The organism is Pseudomonas sp. PB103, from assembly GCF_009764635.1.
In the GTDB taxonomy this organism is placed as follows: Bacteria; Pseudomonadota; Gammaproteobacteria; order Pseudomonadales; family Pseudomonadaceae; genus Aquipseudomonas.
Genome location: NZ_RWIL01000113.1, coordinates 61,913 through 80,144, shown reverse-complemented (window position 1 = coordinate 80,144; position 18,232 = coordinate 61,913). Strand labels below are relative to the sequence as shown.

General features: G+C 60.8%; 17 protein-coding genes. 10 read left to right on the top strand and 7 right to left on the bottom strand.

Annotation, left to right across the window (positions count from 1 at the left end; all coding sequences use genetic code 11):
* Positions 1–2: 2 nt before the first annotated feature.
* The 3 genes from EJA70_RS20260 to EJA70_RS20250 are packed head-to-tail and all read left to right on the top strand — an operon-like array spanning position 3 to position 3,002.
* Positions 3–779, top strand: coding sequence for an ABC transporter ATP-binding protein (locus EJA70_RS20260; RefSeq protein WP_158833045.1), 777 nt, complete (start codon positions 3–5; stop codon positions 777–779).
* A gap of 23 nt (positions 780–802) precedes the next feature.
* Entirely contained in the window at positions 803–1,171 is a 369-nt protein-coding gene (locus tag EJA70_RS20255) for a 5-carboxymethyl-2-hydroxymuconate Delta-isomerase (protein ID WP_158833044.1), read from the top strand.
* A gap of 13 nt (positions 1,172–1,184) precedes the next feature.
* Positions 1,185–3,002: a glycosyl hydrolase family 28 protein gene (locus EJA70_RS20250; protein WP_158833042.1), complete on the top strand. Its 1,818-nt coding sequence runs from the start codon at positions 1,185–1,187 to the stop codon at positions 3,000–3,002.
* Between the two features lie 8 nt (positions 3,003–3,010).
* Here the strand turns inward: EJA70_RS20250 and EJA70_RS20245 are convergent, their stop codons facing one another.
* Both EJA70_RS20245 and rtcR read right to left on the bottom strand, forming a co-directional pair.
* Positions 3,011–3,289 carry a hypothetical protein gene (locus EJA70_RS20245; RefSeq protein ID WP_158833040.1) on the bottom strand — a complete coding sequence of 93 codons (279 nt, stop codon included), beginning with the start codon at positions 3,287–3,289 and terminating at the stop codon, positions 3,011–3,013.
* A gap of 100 nt (positions 3,290–3,389) precedes the next feature.
* Positions 3,390–4,994 carry an RNA repair transcriptional activator RtcR gene (rtcR, locus tag EJA70_RS20240; protein WP_158833038.1) on the bottom strand — a complete coding sequence of 535 codons (1,605 nt, stop codon included), beginning with the start codon at positions 4,992–4,994 and terminating at the stop codon, positions 3,390–3,392.
* A 204-nt stretch (positions 4,995–5,198) separates the two neighbouring features.
* Here rtcR and EJA70_RS20235 point away from each other — a divergent pair, with 204 nt between their 5' ends.
* The 5 genes from EJA70_RS20235 to EJA70_RS20215 all read left to right on the top strand — a co-directional run bounded on the left by EJA70_RS20235 (position 5,199) and on the right by EJA70_RS20215 (position 10,627).
* Positions 5,199–6,746 (top strand): RNA-binding protein, encoded by a 1,548-nt coding sequence (locus EJA70_RS20235; protein ID WP_158833036.1) that lies wholly within the window; start codon positions 5,199–5,201, stop codon positions 6,744–6,746.
* Between the two features lie 336 nt (positions 6,747–7,082).
* Positions 7,083–8,309 carry an RtcB family protein gene (locus EJA70_RS20230; protein WP_008079700.1) on the top strand — a complete coding sequence of 409 codons (1,227 nt, stop codon included), beginning with the start codon at positions 7,083–7,085 and terminating at the stop codon, positions 8,307–8,309.
* Positions 8,310–8,323: 14 nt separating this feature from the next.
* Positions 8,324–9,112: a nucleotidyltransferase domain-containing protein gene (locus EJA70_RS20225; RefSeq protein ID WP_008079701.1), complete on the top strand. Its 789-nt coding sequence runs from the start codon at positions 8,324–8,326 to the stop codon at positions 9,110–9,112.
* An 8-nt stretch (positions 9,113–9,120) separates the two neighbouring features.
* Positions 9,121–10,146 (top strand): RNA 3'-terminal phosphate cyclase, encoded by a 1,026-nt coding sequence (gene rtcA, locus EJA70_RS20220; RefSeq protein ID WP_158833034.1) that lies wholly within the window; start codon positions 9,121–9,123, stop codon positions 10,144–10,146.
* Positions 10,147–10,297: 151 nt separating this feature from the next.
* Complete coding sequence (locus EJA70_RS20215) at positions 10,298–10,627, top strand: hypothetical protein (protein WP_158833032.1); 330 nt, start codon at positions 10,298–10,300, stop codon at positions 10,625–10,627.
* 57 nt (positions 10,628–10,684) lie between these two features.
* Here EJA70_RS20215 and EJA70_RS20210 read toward each other — a convergent pair whose 3' ends face one another.
* Entirely contained in the window at positions 10,685–11,098 is a 414-nt protein-coding gene (locus tag EJA70_RS20210; RefSeq protein WP_158833031.1) for a VOC family protein, read from the bottom strand.
* Between the two features lie 158 nt (positions 11,099–11,256).
* Positions 11,257–11,949, bottom strand: a complete 693-nt coding sequence (locus tag EJA70_RS20205; protein ID WP_158833029.1) for a hypothetical protein — start codon at positions 11,947–11,949, stop codon at positions 11,257–11,259.
* 19 nt (positions 11,950–11,968) lie between these two features.
* On the opposite strand from EJA70_RS20205, the gene EJA70_RS20200 reads away from it, so the two are divergent.
* Entirely contained in the window at positions 11,969–13,780 is a 1,812-nt protein-coding gene (locus EJA70_RS20200; RefSeq protein ID WP_158833027.1) for an ABC transporter ATP-binding protein, read from the top strand.
* Here the strand turns inward: EJA70_RS20200 and EJA70_RS20195 are convergent.
* From EJA70_RS20195 to EJA70_RS20185, 3 genes are all read right to left on the bottom strand, one after another.
* A complete protein-coding gene (locus EJA70_RS20195) occupies positions 13,777–14,721 on the bottom strand; it encodes an alpha/beta hydrolase (protein ID WP_008079722.1) in 945 nt (314 codons plus the stop codon). The genes EJA70_RS20200 and EJA70_RS20195 overlap by 4 nt on opposite strands.
* A gap of 112 nt (positions 14,722–14,833) precedes the next feature.
* Positions 14,834–15,832, bottom strand: coding sequence for an NAD(P)H-quinone oxidoreductase (locus EJA70_RS20190; protein ID WP_158833025.1), 999 nt, complete (start codon positions 15,830–15,832; stop codon positions 14,834–14,836).
* Between the two features lie 71 nt (positions 15,833–15,903).
* Complete coding sequence (locus EJA70_RS20185; protein WP_158833023.1) at positions 15,904–17,178, bottom strand: YbfB/YjiJ family MFS transporter; 1,275 nt, start codon at positions 17,176–17,178, stop codon at positions 15,904–15,906.
* Between the two features lie 111 nt (positions 17,179–17,289).
* Here EJA70_RS20185 and EJA70_RS20180 point away from each other — a divergent pair, with 111 nt between their 5' ends.
* Entirely contained in the window at positions 17,290–18,165 is an 876-nt protein-coding gene (locus EJA70_RS20180; protein ID WP_158833021.1) for a LysR family transcriptional regulator, read from the top strand.
* Positions 18,166–18,232 lie beyond the last annotated feature (67 nt).

The following is an 18,232-nucleotide window of genomic DNA, read 5'->3' as shown; positions in this document are numbered from 1 at the left end:
CCATGTCCATGATCCAAGCACACGCGCTGAACCTGAGTTTCGGCGCCGGCCCGGCCCTCAATCAGGTGCTGCACGACGTCAACCTCAGTGTCGTCGACGGCGAATCCTTCGGCCTGGTGGGGGAGTCCGGCTCCGGCAAGACCACCGTATTGCGCTGCCTGGCCGGGCAGTACCGGCACTGGACGGGCGAGTTGAGCATTGCCGGCGCGCCGCTGCAGCACAAGATTCCCAAGGAACATTTTCGTCAGGTGCAGATGGTGTTCCAGGACCCTTACGGTTCGCTGCATCCGCGCCACACCGTCGACACGGCCCTGCGTGAGCCGCTGATTATTCACGGCGTGCGCGACAAGGACGACCGGATCAACGAGATCCTGCTCAAGGTCGGTCTGAACGACAGTTACCGTTTTCGCTATCCGCATCAGTTGTCCGGTGGCCAGCGCCAGCGCGTGGCGATTGCCCGTGCGCTGATTCTCGAGCCGCGCGTGCTGCTGCTCGATGAGCCGACCTCGGCGCTGGATGTCTCGGTGCAGGCGGAGATTCTCAATCTGCTGGCGGATTTGCGCCGCCGCGAGAAACTCACCTACCTGATGGTCACTCACGATCTCGGTGTGGTCACGCACCTGTGTGATCGGGTGGCGGTGATGCAGCAGGGCAAGATTGTCGAGCTGCTCGACAGTCAGGCGCTCAGCCAGGATCTGGCAAGCCACGCCTACACGCGGATGCTGGTGCAGGCCAGTCGTGATTTCAGTCAGGAATCGGTGCGCCAGCTCGCTGGTTAAGCCGATCCATCAAGGAGCGCGACATGCCGCATTGTCTTATCGATTGCCCGCAAAGCCTGGCCCAGCGTGTCGGCGAGCAAGCCCTGCTCGCTGCCGTGCATGACGCCCTCGATGCCTTCGGCCTGTTCAAGGCCGGCGACATCAAGGTGCGCCTCAATACGTTCGCGCATTACCGCTGCGGCGCGGGCGAGGACGATTTTGTCCATGTCGTCCTGTCGGTGTTGTCCGGGCGCAGTGCTGAACAGCGCCGGCGTCTGGCCTCGGCGACCGTGGCGGCGCTGGTCGCTTTGCTGCCGGACGTCGAGTCGCTGTCGATGGAGGTTGTGGAAATGCCCCGCGAGACGTTCGTCAACCGCAGCCAATACCTGCAAGAAGCCGGATTGTCGGCCTGAACAAGGAGTGCTCATGCCTTATCGAAATGTTGTTCCGACGCGGCGCAAACAGCCATTGGCCTTGTCGCTGGCGGCCACGTTGACGCTCGCTTGCAGTGTGTCGTCGTGGGCGCTGGAGGCGCCGGTAAAACTGCAGGTGCCGACCCTGGCCTACGATGATCAGCAGATCATCCTGGTCTGGGAAAAGCCTGCCGATCACGCCGATATCAGCGACTACCGGGTCTACGCCAACGGTGTGTTGCTGGGCGGCAGCAACGCCAACAATGGCCGCGTCTCGCCGGCCAAACCTTACATCGACCGCTTCTACGAACAGGATGTTGCCGGTTTTCATCATCGCATCAGCATTCACAGTTACACCGCGCAAGGCTTGAAACCGGATACGGCCTATCGGTTCACCGTGCGTTCGGTGGGCACCGATGGCACAGAGTCGGCCGACAGCCCGCCCGTTGTACAACGGACGAGCAAGGTCGCCGCCGTGTTCGATGTGAGGAAATATGGCGCCAAGGGTGACGGCAAAAGCCTTGATACTTTGGCGATCCAGAACGCCATCGACGCCTGCACCCCTGGCTGCAAAGTATGGTTGCCCAAGGGCACTTACAAAAGCGGGGCGCTTTACCTGAAGAGCAACATCACCGTGGAAATCGCCGAGGGCGCAACGCTGTTGGGTTCCGAGCGTGCCGAAGACTATCCGCTGGCCGGCTACATCCAGTATCCGTATTCGAGCACCGTGCGCCCGGCGTCGCTGATCAATGCCTTGCCGCGCGATCCGCGTCAGCATCAGTCGTTCGAAAACATCCGCATCGTCGGCAAAGGCACGATTGACGGCAACGGCTGGAAGCGCCGCGCCGATGTCGTCGACGAACGCGGCCAGCCATTACCGTTCTACCTGCCCAGCGACAACACCCGCTACCAGCAGGACGGCATTCTGGCCAAGGCGCAAGTCGAGCAAGCGGTCGCGCGCGGCATGAACGTCAAGGACGCCTACGGGCAGATGCGCTCGTCGCTGATCACCCTGCGCAACGTGAAAAATGTGTTCTACGGCGGCTTTACCGTGGTGAACCCGGCCTTCCACGGGATCATGAACCTGGAAACCGAAAACGTGGTGCTGGCCAATACCACGCATAAAACCTACGACGCCAATAACGGCGACGGCATCGAATTCGCCAACAGCAAGGGCGCGATGGTCTTCAATAACTTCTTTGATACCGGCGATGACTGCGTCAATTTTGCTGCGGGTACCGGGGCGGATGCCGTGCAGCAAAAGCCGCAGGAAGACGCCTGGATCTTCAATAACTACTTCCGCAAGGGCCACGGCATGGTGGTTGCCGGCAGCCATACCGGCGCGTGGATTCAAAACATCCTCGCCGAAGACAACGTTTCCGATGGCACCGATGCCGGCCTGCGCATGAAGAGCACCAACTTCATGGGCGGCGGCGCGCGTAACGTAATCTTCCGCGACTCGGCGATCCGCAATACGCTCAAGCAGGCGTTCATTTTTACCCTCGACTATAACGATCCGAACGCCAAGCTGGATTACCAACGCTCAACCATTCCCGGACAATTCCGCGATATCCGCGTCGCCGACGTGAGCGTCGAAAATGCTCAAGGCAAGGCGATCGAGGTCAAGGGCGACGGTCAGCATGACGCCTGGCATCAAGGGTTGGTGTTCGAGCGCGTACGCTTCAGTGGCTCGGCCAAGGCGCAGATCGACGGGTTGAAGGATTCGCTGTTCGACCATGTGTCGTTCAGCGGGCACGGCGCTGCCAACCCGTGGCAAATCACCGGCAGTGTCGGGCTGACGTTCAAGGATGTGCAGCCACCACCTCCGTAGAACCCTGATCAAGGTTTCGGCGATTTACCGAGGTCTTCCGAGTCGCTTGAAGTGGCTGCATCTTTTGCCGTTTCATGCGACTCGGCGCCGGAGTTCGAGCCCGACGCCTCTTCACCTTTCTTGTCGGCCTTGTCTGCGTTGGACTGAGCATTGCCGGCCTGATTCACGCCGGGAAGCGCGGTCGGTGGCGCGGCAGACTCGTCAGCGGTCTTCGCGGCTGCCGAGGCGAAAAGCGGGCAGGCCGCGAGCAGGCCGGCCAGGGTGATTGCTGCAATTTTGCTGTTCATGATGGGCGTCTTCCGGTCGAAGCGGATGGTGATTCATTGGAAGCGCCCGGCAAGCAAAGGTGCCCGCTGCTGGACGGGCGGTCTGTCGCTAAAATTCGCCTCACTTGGGTTCGATAATCTGGCCCCACTCGAGCCCGAATCGGCCGAGGTATTTCCTCAGTCGATCGGCATCGTTGGGTTGTGCCTTGGCCTGGCGCGATATTCCGAACAGCCGGCGGCCGGCATCGGACAAGCTGTCTGCCTGCCGGCATACCTCGATCACTGCCTTCAATTGCAAGCGGTCAAACAGATCCATGGTTTCGGCGTCCCCCGGCAATTCTCCTGAAATCGCCTGCGGTTGCGCCAAGCCCCAGGCATAACGCAGCCGGTCGATCTCTTCCTGCACCTGCGCCTCATCAATCCGTCCGCTGTCGGCGAGGGTCGCCATGCGCGTAATCGACGCCGACAATTCGCGGAAGTTGCCCAACCACGCCGCCTCGCGAGAGCTGGCGAACGTCAAGTAGCTGCGCCGGGCTTCGAGGTTGAAGCGCACCAGTTGCCCGTGTTCGCGGGCGTGGCGTTCCAGCTCGAAATCAATGTTCGGTTCGATATCCTCGCGGCGGCCGGCGAGGCCGGGCAGGTCGAACGTCCACAGGTTGATGCGCGCGTACAAATCTTCGCGAAACATACCATCAGCGACTCGGCTGCGCAGGTCGCGGTGGGTGCCGGCGATGATCAGGAAATCGCTTTCGACTTCCTTGTCCGAGCCCAGCGGAAAGAAGCGTTTTTCTTCAATCGCCTTGAGCAGCATCGCCTGTTCGTCTGCGCCCAACTCGCCGATCTCATCGAGAAACAGCATGCCGCCATCGGCAGCGCGCAACAGGCCATCGCGAGCGTTCTGTGCGCCGGTGAAGGCGCCTTTGACATGACCGAACAACGCCGACATCGCGCCATCGCCACGCAAGGTGGCGCAGTTGACCTCGACAAAACGCCCCTGCATCTGATGGCGGCTGCGTTTGAGTTCGTAGATGCGTCGGGCGAGGAAGGATTTGCCGGCGCCGGTCGGGCCGATCAGCAGCATCGGCGCCTTCGAGCGCACGGCCACGCGCTCGATCTGTTCGATCGAACGGTTGAAGGCGGCGTTGCGTGTGGCGATGCCGGACTTCAAGAACTCCAGGCCTTCGAGGCGCTTGTTGGCGAAGCGCGAAGCGATGCGATCGTAGCGCGACAGGTCGAGATCAATCAGGGCATGCGTGCCGATGGCGTGATCGCTTTCGCTGTTGCGTTTGGCCGGGGAGGTCTGGATCAGCCGCGCGGGCAAGTAGCGCGCCTCGGTCAGCAGGAACCAGCAAATCTGCGCGACGTGGGTGCCGGTGGTGATGTGGACGAGGTAATCCTCGCGCTCGGTGTCGAAATCGTAGGCGGTGGTGAAGTCGTGCAGTGCGCCGTAGACCTCTTCGAAATCCCACGGGTTGCGCAGTGACATCGGGTGCAGGCGCACTTCGGTCTCTGGCGAAACCTGCTGGATGTCGACGCGCACCCGCTCGGCGAGGCTGACGTCGCGGGCGTCGATGCCGTGAATCAACTCGAGCCGGTTGATCAGCACGTCTTGCTGTTGGCAAAGGCCAACGCTGGGACGCCAATGGCTCCAGCGATTGGCACCCTTGCCGACGCGATCAAGGGTGGCACCGATAAATCCGATGGCGACGGTTTGCTTGCTTGGCATGTTTATCTCAAAAGATAAAAGACGATATCCAATGATAAATATTCGGTGATGGGTTTGTCGTCAGTTGATTCGATGAAACACGACATAAAAAATAAAAACGTTGTAAATCAATTAGATATAAATATTTTTCGTTGGAAAGCAAAAGCTGGCACAGCCGCTGCAATGTCTATCGCAACGAACAGGACAACACAGCGAGATGCCAAGATGGCCAACTCAACGCTCTTCAACACGCAATCGAATCACCTGCCGGCCTGCGACACCTTGAATGCTTCCGGTGCCAGCGCTTATGCCTACAGCCCGAAGCACCAACTGGCGCAATTGGCTGTGACCGGTTGCCTGAACCAGACCTTTTACGCCTCCGCAGAAAGTCAGCTGGATCAAGTGTTGAAGCTGGTGGCCGAACTGGACAGTCGCTTCGTGGCGAAAGCCGCGATTTATGCTCGCAAGAAGGGCCATATGAAAGACATGCCGGCATTGTTGCTGGCGGCATTGACCGCGCAGCGTTCAAGTCTGGTGCCAGAGGTTTTCGAGCAAGTGATCGACAGCGGCAAGATGTTGCGCAACTTTGTGCAGATCCTCCGTAGCGGTGCCACCGGGCGTAAATCCCTTGGCTCGCAACCCAAGCGTCTGGTGCAGAACTGGCTGAACAGCGCGACCGAGCGGCAACTGCTGCAAGCGTCGATCGGCAATCAACCGTCGTTGGCGGACGTGGTGAAGATGGTTCACCCCAAACCTGCCGAAGCGTGGCGCGAAGCGTTTTTCGCCTGGTTGATCGGCAAACCGGTGGAGGCAAAAGCCTTGCCGGAGCTGACCCGCGATTTGCTGGCGTTTCGCAGCGGCGCGAGTGATGAGGTGCCGGCGGTGCCGTTTCAGTTGCTCGGCAACGAAACACTGAGCAAGGAACAATGGGCCAATCAAGCCCGCAACATGGGCTGGCAGGGACTGCGCATCAACCTCAACACCCTGGCGCGGCACGGCGCGTTTGAAGTGCCGGGGTGCATCGACTATGTCGCGGCGCGATTGGCCGATCCACAGGAAGTGGCGAAGGCGCGGGTGTATCCGTACCAGTTGTTGTCGGCTTATCGGATGATGGGCGAAAACACCCCGGCAGCGATCCGCGACGCCTTGCAGGAGGCCCTGGAGTTGTCGCTGGCCAACGTGCCCACGCTTGAGGGCGCGGTGGTGGTTTGCCCGGATGTGTCGGGTTCGATGGGCAGTCCGGTGACCGGTTATCGCCCTGGTGCGACCTCGCAGGTGCGCTGCATCGACGTGGCGGCGCTGGTCGCCGCAGCGGTCTTGCGTAAACAGCCGGCTGCGCGGGTCATGCCGTTCGAGGTCGATGTGGTGGATATCCAGCTCAACCCGCGTGACAGTGTGATCAGCAACGCCGAGAAGCTCGCCGGCATTTTTGGCGGCGGCACCAACTGCTCGGCACCGCTGAAGAGGTTGGCGGACAGCAAGGCCAGGGTCGATACGTTGATCATGGTCTCGGACAACGAATCGTGGATCGATGCGCAGCGTCGCGGTGCCAGCGAGACGATGCGTCAATGGGAGCGGATCAAGAAGCTCAACCCACAGGCAAGGCTGGTGTGCATCGACATCCAGCCAGGCCATGCAACACAAGCGGCGGATCGCGATGACATCTTGAATGTCGGCGGTTTCAGCGATGCGGTGTTCGACGTGATCGAGCAGTTCACCGGCGGCCAATACAGTGCGCAGCACTGGGTCGAGGCGATCGAAAGCGCGTCATGAATTGATTGATCACCGGCGCTGAATGCCGATGGGACTACATCCAAAACGTCTCATCAAGCCCTTGTCAGCGCCAGTGACGGCACGAATGCCTGATGGCTGTACATCCAAGGCCGGTTAAGTCCGGAGCGCGGCAACGCGCAACAGTCATCAACTTTTGTCGTGCCACCTTTTTTGCGGTTATTGGCAGCGAATGCGACAGGCACTACATCGGAAAGCGGGTTCGACTCCCGCCCCGGCAACGGGGGCTCAACTGGCAGAGCCACAGTGCCTGTGTTTTTGTCGCTGCGACTTACAGAACAACGCCGAATCATCGGCCAATGAATAAAGAATGAAGACATGAAAGAACACACTTACCAACTGCTCGAAGTCGCCAACGGCAAACCGATCAAACTCTGGACCGAAGGCGTCCCGGTGGAAAAAGAGGCCCGCGAGCAGTTGATGAACACCGCGAAAATGCCGTTCATCTTCAAACATCTGGCGGTCATGCCGGACGTACACCTGGGCAAGGGTTCGACCATCGGCAGCGTGATCCCGACCGTCGGCGCGATCATTCCGGCCGCAGTAGGCGTCGACATCGGCTGCGGCATGATCGCCGCGCGTACGTCGCTGACGGCCGCTGATTTGCCGGACAACCTGCTCGGTCTGCGCAGCGCCATCGAGCAAGCCGTGCCGCATGGCCGCAGTTCAAACCGTTCGCGACGCGACAAGGGCGCGTGGGATGAAATCCCGCAGCAAGCCGATCAGGCCTGGGCGGGACTGCAACCACGGTTCAAATTGATTACCGACAAGTACCCGAGACTGGCCAACACCAACAACCGTGGGCACCTCGGTACGCTCGGCAGCGGCAACCACTTCATTGAAGTGTGCCTGGATGAAGCCAACCGGGTCTGGTTCATGTTGCACAGTGGCTCGCGCGGTGTCGGCAACGCCATCGGCAACCTGTTCATCCAGATGGCTCAGGCGGATATGCGTCAGCACATCGCCAACCTGCCGGACCGTGACCTGGCCTACTTCGAAGAGGGCAGCCAGCACTTTGATGATTATGTCGAAGCAGTGGGTTGGGCGCAGGACTTCGCCAGGCAAAACCGTGAGCTGATGATGCGCGCGGTGATTCAGGCGACACGGCAGATTATTCGCAAGCCGTTCGAAGTGGCGCTGGAAGCGGTCAACTGCCACCACAACTACGTGCAGAAAGAGCGGCATTTTGGTGAAGAGGTGCTGGTCACCCGCAAAGGCGCGGTGTCGGCGAAGAAGGGCGAGTTGGGGATTATTCCGGGCTCGATGGGCGCCAAGAGTTTCATCGTTCGCGGTCTGGGCAACGAAGAGTCGTTCAGCTCCTGCAGCCACGGTGCTGGCCGCACCATGAGCCGCACCAAGGCGAAGAACACCTTCACCGTCGAAGATCAGATTCGCGCCACTGCCCACGTCGAGTGCCGCAAGGACGAAGCGGTGATCGACGAAATTCCGATGGCCTACAAGGACATCGACAAAGTCATGCACGCCCAGCGTGAGCTGGTGGAAGTGCTGCACACCTTGCGTCAGGTGGTGTGCGTCAAAGGATAAAAGGAAAGCAGGTCATGGAACTGAAAGAGCGTCATCCGCTGTGCGACACGATGCGTGCGCGGGTAATGGAAGAGCTGGCGCGCCTGGAGCGTGAACGCAATGTCACCGTTTTGTATGCCTGTGAGTCCGGCAGCCGGGCCTGGGGTTTTGCCTCGACCGACAGTGATTACGACGTGCGGTTTGTTTATGTGGAGAAGCCCGAGTGGTTCGTCCAGGTCGATACGCCACGTGATGTGATCGAACGTCCGCTGGACGATGAACTCGACGTCAGTGGCTGGGAACTGCGCAAGACCCTCGGGTTGTTACGCAAGTCCAATCCGACGTTACTGGAGTGGCTCGACTCGCCGCTGGTTTATCGCAGTGAAACCGCGCAGGTGGCACAACTGCGCGAACTCGCCGAAGCGTTCTACAGCCCGCCCGCCGCGCGCAATCACTACCTGTCGATGGCGAAGAAGAACTTTCGCGGTTACCTGCAAGGTGAAACCGTCCGTTTCAAGAAGTACTTCTACGTGCTGCGGCCGCTGCTGGCGGTGCGCTGGATCGACCAAGGCCGAGGCCGACCGCCGATGACCTTCGCCGACCTGCTGACCACCGTCGACGACCGTGCGCTGCTCGCTGAAGTCGACGAACTGCTGGCCCTTAAACGCAATGCCGACGAAAGCGCCTACGGGCCGCGTCGTCCGGCGTTGCACGGGTTCATCGCCGCCGAGCTTGAGCGCGAAGTGCCCACATTACTCAGAACGTCGGAAGACTCGCGACGCCTGGATCGGTACCTCAGGGAAACCGTCGGGTTGTACGCGTAAGGAATGCAATGAAACAGGAAGTGATAGAACTGGACGGTGCCATCGGTGGCGGCCAGGTGTTGCGCAGTGCCTTGAGCCTGTCGATGCTGACAGGCCGGGCGTTTCGCATTAAACAGATCCGCGCCAAACGCAGCCGTCCGGGACTGTTGAGGCAACATTTGACGGCGGTCATGGCGGCGGCCGAGGTTTGCGGCGCAACGGTTGCCGGTGCGCAATTGGGCTCGCAAGCGTTGAGTTTTGAACCCGGTGCGATTCGCTCCGGCGATTACCAGTTCGCCATCGGCACGGCCGGCAGTTGCACGCTGGTGTTGCAGACCTTGTTGCCGGCCCTGTTGCGGGCACCGCAGGCGAGTCGGGTGCGCATCTCGGGTGGCACGCATAACCCGCTGGCGCCGCCGACCGATTTCCTCGCGCGCAGTTGGCTGCCGCTGTTGCGGCGTATGGGCGCCAACGTCGAGCTGGACTTGTTGCGACATGGGTTTGTCCCGGCAGGCGGTGGCGAGATTGAGGTGAACGTGGAGCCGTCGAACCTGATGCGGCTGGATCTGTGCGAACGCGGCGAGGCCATCTCGCAACAGGCATCGGCGCTCACCGCCGGGCTGGCGCCGACGGTGGCCGAACGTGAGCTGAGCCAGGTTGCCAAGCGCTTGAGTCTGCCGCCTGCGGCGCTGCAACATGTCACGCTCGATCCGGCGCGGGGCCCGGGCAATGTGTTGTTGCTGGAGTACGCATTCGAGCACGTCACCGAAGTGTTCAGCGCGTTTGGCCAAGTGTCGCTTCGGGCAGAAAAAGTAGCCGATGCCGCGATCAATCAGGCCGCCGACTGGTTGCGCAGTGGTGCTGCGGTGGCCGAGCATCTGGCCGATCAGTTGCTGTTGCCAATGGCGCTGGCCGGTGGTGGCTCGTTCACCACGCCGCGCATGACCGAGCATCTGCACAGCAATATCGCGGTGATCGAGTTGTTTTTGCCGGTTCGCATCGACTGTCGGGAGGAGGGCGCGGATCGATTGCGCGTTGAGGTCATCGCCAACTGATCGTCAGGCCAGGGGCGGTGGGATTTCATCAGGAAATCCCGCCGCCCTTTTTTACGTTCGCAAAAAACTCGCGAAAGGCGGCAAATTGCTGGCCCCCGGATTTTTGCTTCCCCGGCAAAATCGCCTTTTTTCAAAAGGTTAGGTTGGCTCTATGCGGACGATTGTCATCACCGTTGCAACGCTTTCCCTGGCTGTCCTCGCCACCGGGGTGCAGGCGAAAGAGTTGAGTAAAAGCCATCGCTTTGCCTGCACCTGGGGCTCGGACATTGCTGCCGGTGCCCAGCAATCGAAGTTGTCGGGCGTCTCGCTTTATGGCGCACGTAAACAATTGCAGGTACGTCGCTTCCAGCAGCCGTGGATGCGCATGACCGCGATGGGGATTATCGAGCAAACCTACAACAGCACGTCGAAGCTCAAACCAGCGGCGGTCAAGCAGACCTATTACGAACAATGCGTGCGCCACGAGTTGGCCCAGCGTTAATACAAAAAGCCCAACCTGAACAGGTTGGGCTTTTTCATGCCTGAGGAAATGTGAGGGTCACTTTTCACTTTCGCAATTGACCATCCACGACACACCAAAGCGATCCACCAACATGCCGAAGCGCGCAGCCCAGAACGTCGCCTCCAGCGGCATGTCGACGCGGCCGTCCTTGGCCAAGGCGTTAAACACTCGCTCTGCTTCAGCGATGCTGTCGACGTTCAGCGAAATCGAGCAGCCACTCATGCCCTGGGTCGGGCGGTCGGGTGTGGTATCCGAGGCCATCATCCTCTGATCGCCGACCTTCAGGCAGGTATGGATGATCAGACCATGATGTTCTTTGGGCACATGTTCGGCTGCAGGTGTTTCGCCGAACGTCATCATCGCCTCAAGCGTTCCTTGCAGGGCTTGCGCATAAAAGGTGAAGGCTTCGCGGCAGTCACCATTGAAGATCAGGTACGGGTTGATTTTCATCTCTCTGCTCCCGGCAGTCAGGCGCGGAGCGTGGCGAGGGTTCGCCGGGTTCCGCGATGGCGGTTAAAACATAGCAGAGCGTTGGACGTCGGGACGGGCAGAGTCTTCCAGACGTTTTTCTTATGAGAAATGCTGGGTTTAGCACTGCACTGGGCTGCCTAATCGACGATGACGCGATCGTTGCCCAGGCAAATTGACAATTGATGGCCTTGTTTATCGAATGCGCAACTCGGCAGCGGCTTTTGCAGGGCGTTTTTTATCGGAAACCCGACAAACACCAGAGCGATCAGCAGTGCCACGACGAACTGGCCGATGAGGAGAGGGCGGGACGGTAGAGCGGTGGTCTTGAAGCGCGGGCGCAGGAACAGTCCCAAGGCGAGAAAGGCGGCACCGGTCAACATGGCTCGGCCAATTTCGTCTGGACTGACGCTATAGATCAACTGATCCGCATTGTCTGGATAGTTGAGGTAGCAAAAGGAGCCAATGCCCAAGGTAGAAACGCCTGCGCCGACGCAGGCAAAAACCGATCCCGGCGCGCGCAAGATCAAGGTCAACAACAACCCCGTCACGGCCATGAGCCAGCCACCGTTGAGCACTAGCCCGTTCATGCCGCCCATCAAGGTGCCGCCGACGTCGGTCGGTTTCAATAGCTTCCAGTCAGTGAAAACGATGTGCGCCAGCAGTGACAGCGCGGCAAGCCAGCAGATCAGGTAGTAAATCCATAGAGCTTTGGGGCGGGTTAACACACGCAGTCCTTTTCGTGGTGTCGGGGAGGGCGCCAGTATGCCGAGGAACCTTTGCGGTGTGAAATTCAGTGGTGGCGCTGGAGTACCATGAGCCACTGTCATCATCTGCAGAGCTTATTACCGCATGCCTGATCTATCGCGTATCACCTCCTTGTTCGATCAGGCGCAGCGAGCCATGCGACTGGTCTGGGGAACGTCGCGTGGCTTGTTTCTGGGGCTGGTGGTGGCAACGCTGGTGGCCGGCTTGCTGCCAGCACTGGCGGCATGGCTGGGCCAGCGGATTGTCGATGCCGTGGTGGCGGCGATGCAGTTGCACGCACAACAGGGCAGTGCGCCGCTGTGGCCGGTGTTGCGTTATGTGTTGCTGGAAGCTGGGGTGTTGGCGCTGTTGTCCGGCACGCAACGAGCACTCTCGGTGCAGCAGTCGCTGCTGCGGGTGCAACTGGGGCAGAAGGTCAATACGCTGATCCTGGAAAAAGCGCAGACCCTGTCACTGGTGCAGTTCGAGAACTCCGAGTTCTACGACAAACTGGTGCGCGTGCGTCGCGAGGCATCGACCCGGCCACTGGCGCTGGTCATGAAGTCGTTGGGCTTGATTCAGAACCTGATCATGCTGATCAGTTTTGGTGTGCTGCTGGTGCACTTTTCCCCTTGGGCGCTGGTGCTGCTGGTGGTGGGGGCGTTGCCGGTGTTCTTTGCCGAGGCGCATTTTTCCGGTGATGCCTTCCGCCTGTTCACCCGCCGCGCGCCGGAGAGTCGCCAGCAGAGCTACATCGAAACCTTGCTGTCCCACGAAACCTATATCAAAGAGGTCAAGCTGTTCGGCTTTGCACCACTGTTGCTGCAACGCTATCGCGACACGTTCGCCAGGCTGTATGCCGAAGACCGACGCCTGACGTTGCGGCGCGACGGCTGGGGTTTCGGCCTCGGCCTGCTCGGTACTGCGGCGTTCTACGTGGCCTATGCGTGGGTGGTGATCGATGCCGTGCATGGCCAGATCAGCCTCGGCCAGATGACCATGTACCTGGTGCTGTTCAAGCAAGGTCAAAGTGCGGTGAGCAGCAGCCTGAGTGCGATCAGCGGCCTGTACGAAGACGGCCTCTACCTGACCAGTCTTTATGAATACCTGGCCGAACCGGTGCAGGCGGATACCGGCCACCTGACCGTCGGAGCCTGCCCGGGCGATGGTCTGCGTTTCGAAAACGTCGGTTTCCGTTATCCCGGTGCCAGTCGGCCGGCCCTGGAAAACATCGACCTACAACTGGTGCCAGGCAAGAGCATGGCGTTGGTCGGGGAGAACGGTTCCGGCAAGACCACGCTGATCAAATTACTGACGCGGCTCTACCGCCCTGATCAGGGGCGCATTCTGCTCGACGGCAGCGATTTGCAGGATTGGCAGGAGACCGCGTTACGTCGGCGCATTGGCGTGATTTTTCAGGATTACATCCGCTACCAGTTCAGCGTCGGCGAAAACATCGGCGTCGGCGATACCCTGGCGTTCAACGACCCGCAGCGTTGGCAGGAGGCCGCTGCTCAAGGCATGGCGGCACCCTTCATCGAAGGGCTCGACAAGGGTTATGCGACGCAGTTGGGGCGCTGGTTTGCCGGTGGCCAGGAATTGTCCGGTGGGCAGTGGCAGAAGATTGCCTTGTCCCGCGCGTACATGCGCCGTGATGCCGACATTCTGATCCTCGATGAGCCGACCTCGGCGCTCGACCCGGCGGCGGAAGCGGCGGTGTTCGAGCATTTCAGCCAGCACAGCGAAGGACGCATGACGTTGCTGATCTCCCACCGTTTTTCCAGCGTGCGCAATGCCGACCACATCATCGTGCTGCAACAGGGGCGGATTCTCGAGCAGGGTGGGCACGAGCAACTGATCGCCGCTGCCGGGCACTACGCGCAACTGTTCGACTTGCAGGCGCGCGGCTACCGTTAAGTGTCCCGGCCGCTGCGCACGTTCGCCGGCCCGGCGACACGGGGCGCGGGTTTGCTCTGCATCAGGCTGTCGATGGCCTTGCGGTAATTCTGCCCGCCGAGCGCCATGCTGTTGTTGTGGGTGCCGCCCGGCACCAGTAGCAGACGCTTGGGTTGCTGCGCGGCATTGAACAGTTGTTCGCTGAAGCGTGATGGCACGAATGCGTCAGCCAGACCATGCACCACCAGCAGCGGCATGTGAATGTCGGCAATCTTGTCGATCGAATTGAATTTTTGCGACATCAGCCAGTTCACCGGCAGCGAGGTGTGGGCCACGGAGGCGGCGACATCCGCCAGCGTGGTGAAGGTTGACTCGATGACCAATCCACGCACCGGCAGCGGGGTGTGATTGCGCGCCGCGTTCTGACCCAGTTCAGCCGCCAGGTCGACCGCCACGGCACCGCCGAGGGAGTGGCCGTAGATCAGGCGTTTGTTCGGGTCCGGTTGCAGCAGTTTGAAACGTTCCCACGCCACCCGCGCATCTTCGTAAACACTGCTTTCCGACGGCAGATCGCCGCGACTCTGACCGAAGCCTCGGTAGTCGATGGCCAAGACCGAGTAGCCTGCCGCGCGCAATTGTTCGATGCGAAACAGTTGCCCGGTGAGGTTCCAGCGCACGCCGTGCAAATACAGAATGGCCGGAGCATTGGCCTTTTCTGCCGGCCACCACCAGGCGTGAATGTTTTGCCCGGCCTTGAAGCTTTTCGGCCGCAGGTCGAGCTCCTGCACGCTGCCGGGCAGACCGTGATACCAGCCCGCCGTGCCCGGCTCGATGCGAAACAGCAGCTTGCGTTCGGCGTGTTCCAGCACCGCACAACTCGTCGGCACGCCAATAATCAGCGCGGCCATGCAGGCGAACGCCAAACGGCGGCGACGCAGACGAGTCATGAAAGACAGGAACATTAAACGTTTCACCCATGCGCAGACAAAGAACGCTTTTTACCAGATGCCTTGGTCTGCGCGGGACATTTTCGACCACCGCCCGCAGCGCACAGTTACAAAATGCTGCAACGGCTCATGCCACCTGCAAGACAATTTTGCCGATATGGTCGCCGGCCTCCATGTGCGCATGGGCCTGCGCGGCCTCGGCGAGCGGGTAGACCTTGTCGATGATCGGCAGGCAACGCCCGGCAGACAGCGCTGGCCATACGTGCTCGCGCAGTTGCCTGGCGATCGCGGCTTTTTCGGCAGCACTGCGGGCGCGCAGGAGCGATCCGGTGATGACCGCGCGTTTGGCCATCATCGCCAACAGATCAAAGTCGTTGGCCCGTGCGCCGCCGAGAAAGCCGAGCATGACCAGGCGGCCATCCATCGCCAGGGCGCTGACGTTATCGTTGAGGTACGAACCGCCCATGATGTCGAGAATCACATTGACGCCCTGGCCCGCGGTTTTCTCGGCAATGACTTTGGCAAACTCGGCCTCGCGATAATTGATCGGCTGGCCGCCGAGATTGCTGATCGCTGCGCATTTCTCGGGGCTGCCGGCGGTGGCGAACGCTTCTATGCCGAATTCGCGGCAGAGCATCAGCGCGGTGGTGCCGATGCCGCTGGTGCCGCCGTGAATCAATGCGCGTTGCCCGCGACTGGCGTCGCCAAGGCCGAACAGGTTGGCCCAGACGGTAAAAAATGTTTCCGGGATTGCGGCCGCTCGGACCCAGTCCAGACCGTCGGGTATCGGTAAGGTCTGGCCTGCCGGCACTGCGCAGTACTCGCTGTAACCACTGCCGTTGGTCAGCGCGCAGACTTTGTCGCCCACGGCAAACTCGCTGACACCGGTGCCCAGCGCGACCACTTCACCGGCCACTTCCAGGCCGGGGATCGGGTCCATTCCGGGCTTCATCGGATACTTGCCGGCGCGCTGCAAGGCATCCGGCCGGTTGACGCCAGCGGCATGCACGCGGATCAGCACTTCGCCAGCGGCAGGCGCCGGTAACGGCACGCGCTTGGGCTGGAGGACATCCGGGCCGCCGGGCGCGGTGATTTCGATTCGGGTCATTTCGTTGGGCAGGGACATTTCGGTTCCTCCTGGTCAAGGTGTGTGTAGATGGGAGTCGTGCAGCGCTCGATAAATTCAGGTCGATCCGGTTAACCCTGTGGGAGTGAGCTTGTTCGCGTAGGCGCCGTGGTGCTCAGTGAGGTGTTTTCAGACGGATTGCTATCGCGAGCAGGCTCACTCCTACAGTGGCTTGCGTGTTTCCATGCATTTGCGGCCTGCTCCAAGATCAGCGCCACGACGATCGCGCCAGCGGCAATCAGGAACAGCAAGGCGTGATGGCCGCCCGAGGCATTGAACAACGCCGAATAAGCAAACCCGGCCAGCGCCTGAAAAGAGGCAAACGACACCGTGGCGCGGCTCCAGGCAATTTGTTGGCGATGATGTTCCGGGACCAGTTCATGCACGCGAGCCAGGGCCAGGGGGACGATGCCGGGCGGAAAAGATCCGAGTATCACCGCAAGCAGCGCCAGCGCCAGGAACGAATGGGCCACCGCCAGCAAACCAAGGGCAAGCGCCTGCACCACCAGCACCAGGCGAATGCTCCAGAGCGCGCCAAAGCGATCCGCCAGAAAGCCATAACTCACCGGCCCGACAATTGCCCCCAAGCCATACATCACCCACACCAGCGCACCGACATGCGCGCCGGCGCCGAGCCCACGGGCGACGTAATCGACCAGAAAGACCATGGCTGGCACCAGACCCGCCGCCATGAATGCGTATTGGGCGAACAACAGATAAACGCCGGGCGGTGTCGGCTGAGCTACAGCGCTGTGTGGCGCGGCAACAGGATGTGGCAGATCAGTCGGCCAGCCGAACCAACTGAGCGCCGTCAGCACCAGCGACAAGGCGCCGAGCCCCAGCCAAGTGGCTTGCAACCCCAGGCTCAACAACGGTGGGACAATTGTCCCGGAGCCGGCGATGCCTAGGCCAATGCCGAGAAAAATCGCCCCACTGGCCAGCCCCCGACGCGCCGCCGGTACATGCGGCAGCACGGTGGCGGCGACCAGCACCATGATCGCCCCACCGGCGACGCCCGACAGTAGGCGCCAGCCGAAAAACCAGCTCAGCGACAGCGGATACGCACAGGCAAAAAACGCTGCCGTCACCGCCAGCATCATCAGGCGCAGCGATGTTTTGTTACCCAGATGCCGCGCCAGCGGTCGGCCGAGCAGGGCGCCGATCAGGTAGCCGACCAGATTGGCGGCACCGAGGTAGACCACGTCACTGGCGGCAAACCACTGCGCCTGAATCAGCGAAGGAATCAACGGTGTGTAGGCAAAACGCGCCAGACCGATGCTGACCAGGCTGGCGCAGAGCCCGGCGAAGATCGGCAGCCAGACGCCGGTCGAGGATGAGGTACGCATAATAGCGATTCCGAGGAAGGTTTATGCCGCCCAGCTTATCGGCTATCGTTGCGGCGATAATGCAGCGAATTGGCGGCACACTGATGCAGATTTGCATCATCAGGAGTTTCTATGAATTGGGATGATGCCCGGGTATTTCTCGCCGTTTGTCGCGAGTCCACATTGCGCGGCGCGGCGCGCGTTCTGGGAGTGGATCAGGCCACCGTCGGCCGGCGTGTCACCGCGCTGGAAAAATCCCTTGGCGCGACCTTGTTCTTGCGCACTTCCGACGGCTACGCACTGACGGCGGTTGGCGAAGCGGCACTGAAAAGTGTGGAAAAAATGGAGCATTCAGCGCTGGAACTGGAGCGACAGATTCAGGGCCTCGATGATCGTCTGACCGGCAACGTGCGGATCAGCACCACCGATTCGCTCGCCATCGACTTTCTGATCCCGGCCATCGCCAGGCTGCACGAGCAACACCCGGATGTGCGCGTGCAACTGGACGCGTCGACGCAGATTCTCAGCCTGGCCAAACGCGAAGCCGACATCGCCGTGCGCAACACCCGGCCGGACAATCCGGATTTGATCGCGCGACGGATCGCTCGTTGGCCGGTGGGGTTGTTCGCGTCCCAGGCTTATGTCGACGCCAAGGGTATTCCGCAGCCGGGTTCAGCGTTCGAGGGCCATGATCTGGTGGTCTATCAACCGTACTTGCAGGGCAACAAAGACCTGACCCTTGTCTCTGAACCGCTGAATCGCGGGCGCATTGTCGCCGGGCTCGGCTCCAGCCTGTTGGTGCGCCGCTCTATTGCGGCAGGCCTGGGTGTAGGAGAAATTCCCGTGTACATGGGCGAGCGCGATGGTTTGGTCAGGCTCTGGCCAGAGCGGACGCGGCCATTGCCCTACGAGGTCTGGCTGGTGACCCACGCGGATCTGCGCCATACCGCGCGGGTGAGGGCGGTGATCGAGCAGATTGTAGAGGCGTTTGCGGCGCAGAACGAATAGTGGCGGGGCTGTTCTGGCAAGGCTACATCGCCTGACGAAACAGCCTACAGCAGAGGCAGAATCGGCC

Coding starts and splice junctions, on each gene's coding strand:
- EJA70_RS20180 (WP_158833021.1), top strand. CDS start 17,290: ATGAATTGGGATGATGCCCGGGTATTTCTCGCCGTTTGTCGCGAGTCC.
- EJA70_RS20200 (WP_158833027.1), top strand. CDS start 11,969: ATGCCTGATCTATCGCGTATCACCTCCTTGTTCGATCAGGCGCAGCGA.
- EJA70_RS20195 (WP_008079722.1), bottom strand. CDS start 14,721: ATGTTCCTGTCTTTCATGACTCGTCTGCGTCGCCGCCGTTTGGCGTTC.
- EJA70_RS20250 (WP_158833042.1), top strand. CDS start 1,185: ATGCCTTATCGAAATGTTGTTCCGACGCGGCGCAAACAGCCATTGGCC.
- EJA70_RS20230 (WP_008079700.1), top strand. CDS start 7,083: ATGAAAGAACACACTTACCAACTGCTCGAAGTCGCCAACGGCAAACCG.
- EJA70_RS20185 (WP_158833023.1), bottom strand. CDS start 17,178: ATGCGTACCTCATCCTCGACCGGCGTCTGGCTGCCGATCTTCGCCGGG.
- EJA70_RS20225 (WP_008079701.1), top strand. CDS start 8,324: ATGGAACTGAAAGAGCGTCATCCGCTGTGCGACACGATGCGTGCGCGG.
- EJA70_RS20190 (WP_158833025.1), bottom strand. CDS start 15,832: ATGTCCCTGCCCAACGAAATGACCCGAATCGAAATCACCGCGCCCGGC.
- EJA70_RS20245 (WP_158833040.1), bottom strand. CDS start 3,289: ATGAACAGCAAAATTGCAGCAATCACCCTGGCCGGCCTGCTCGCGGCC.
- EJA70_RS20255 (WP_158833044.1), top strand. CDS start 803: ATGCCGCATTGTCTTATCGATTGCCCGCAAAGCCTGGCCCAGCGTGTC.
- rtcA (WP_158833034.1), top strand. CDS start 9,121: ATGAAACAGGAAGTGATAGAACTGGACGGTGCCATCGGTGGCGGCCAG.
- EJA70_RS20205 (WP_158833029.1), bottom strand. CDS start 11,949: ATGATGACAGTGGCTCATGGTACTCCAGCGCCACCACTGAATTTCACA.
- rtcR (WP_158833038.1), bottom strand. CDS start 4,994: ATGCCAAGCAAGCAAACCGTCGCCATCGGATTTATCGGTGCCACCCTT.
- EJA70_RS20210 (WP_158833031.1), bottom strand. CDS start 11,098: ATGAAAATCAACCCGTACCTGATCTTCAATGGTGACTGCCGCGAAGCC.
- EJA70_RS20260 (WP_158833045.1), top strand. CDS start 3: ATGTCCATGATCCAAGCACACGCGCTGAACCTGAGTTTCGGCGCCGGC.
- EJA70_RS20235 (WP_158833036.1), top strand. CDS start 5,199: ATGGCCAACTCAACGCTCTTCAACACGCAATCGAATCACCTGCCGGCC.
- EJA70_RS20215 (WP_158833032.1), top strand. CDS start 10,298: ATGCGGACGATTGTCATCACCGTTGCAACGCTTTCCCTGGCTGTCCTC.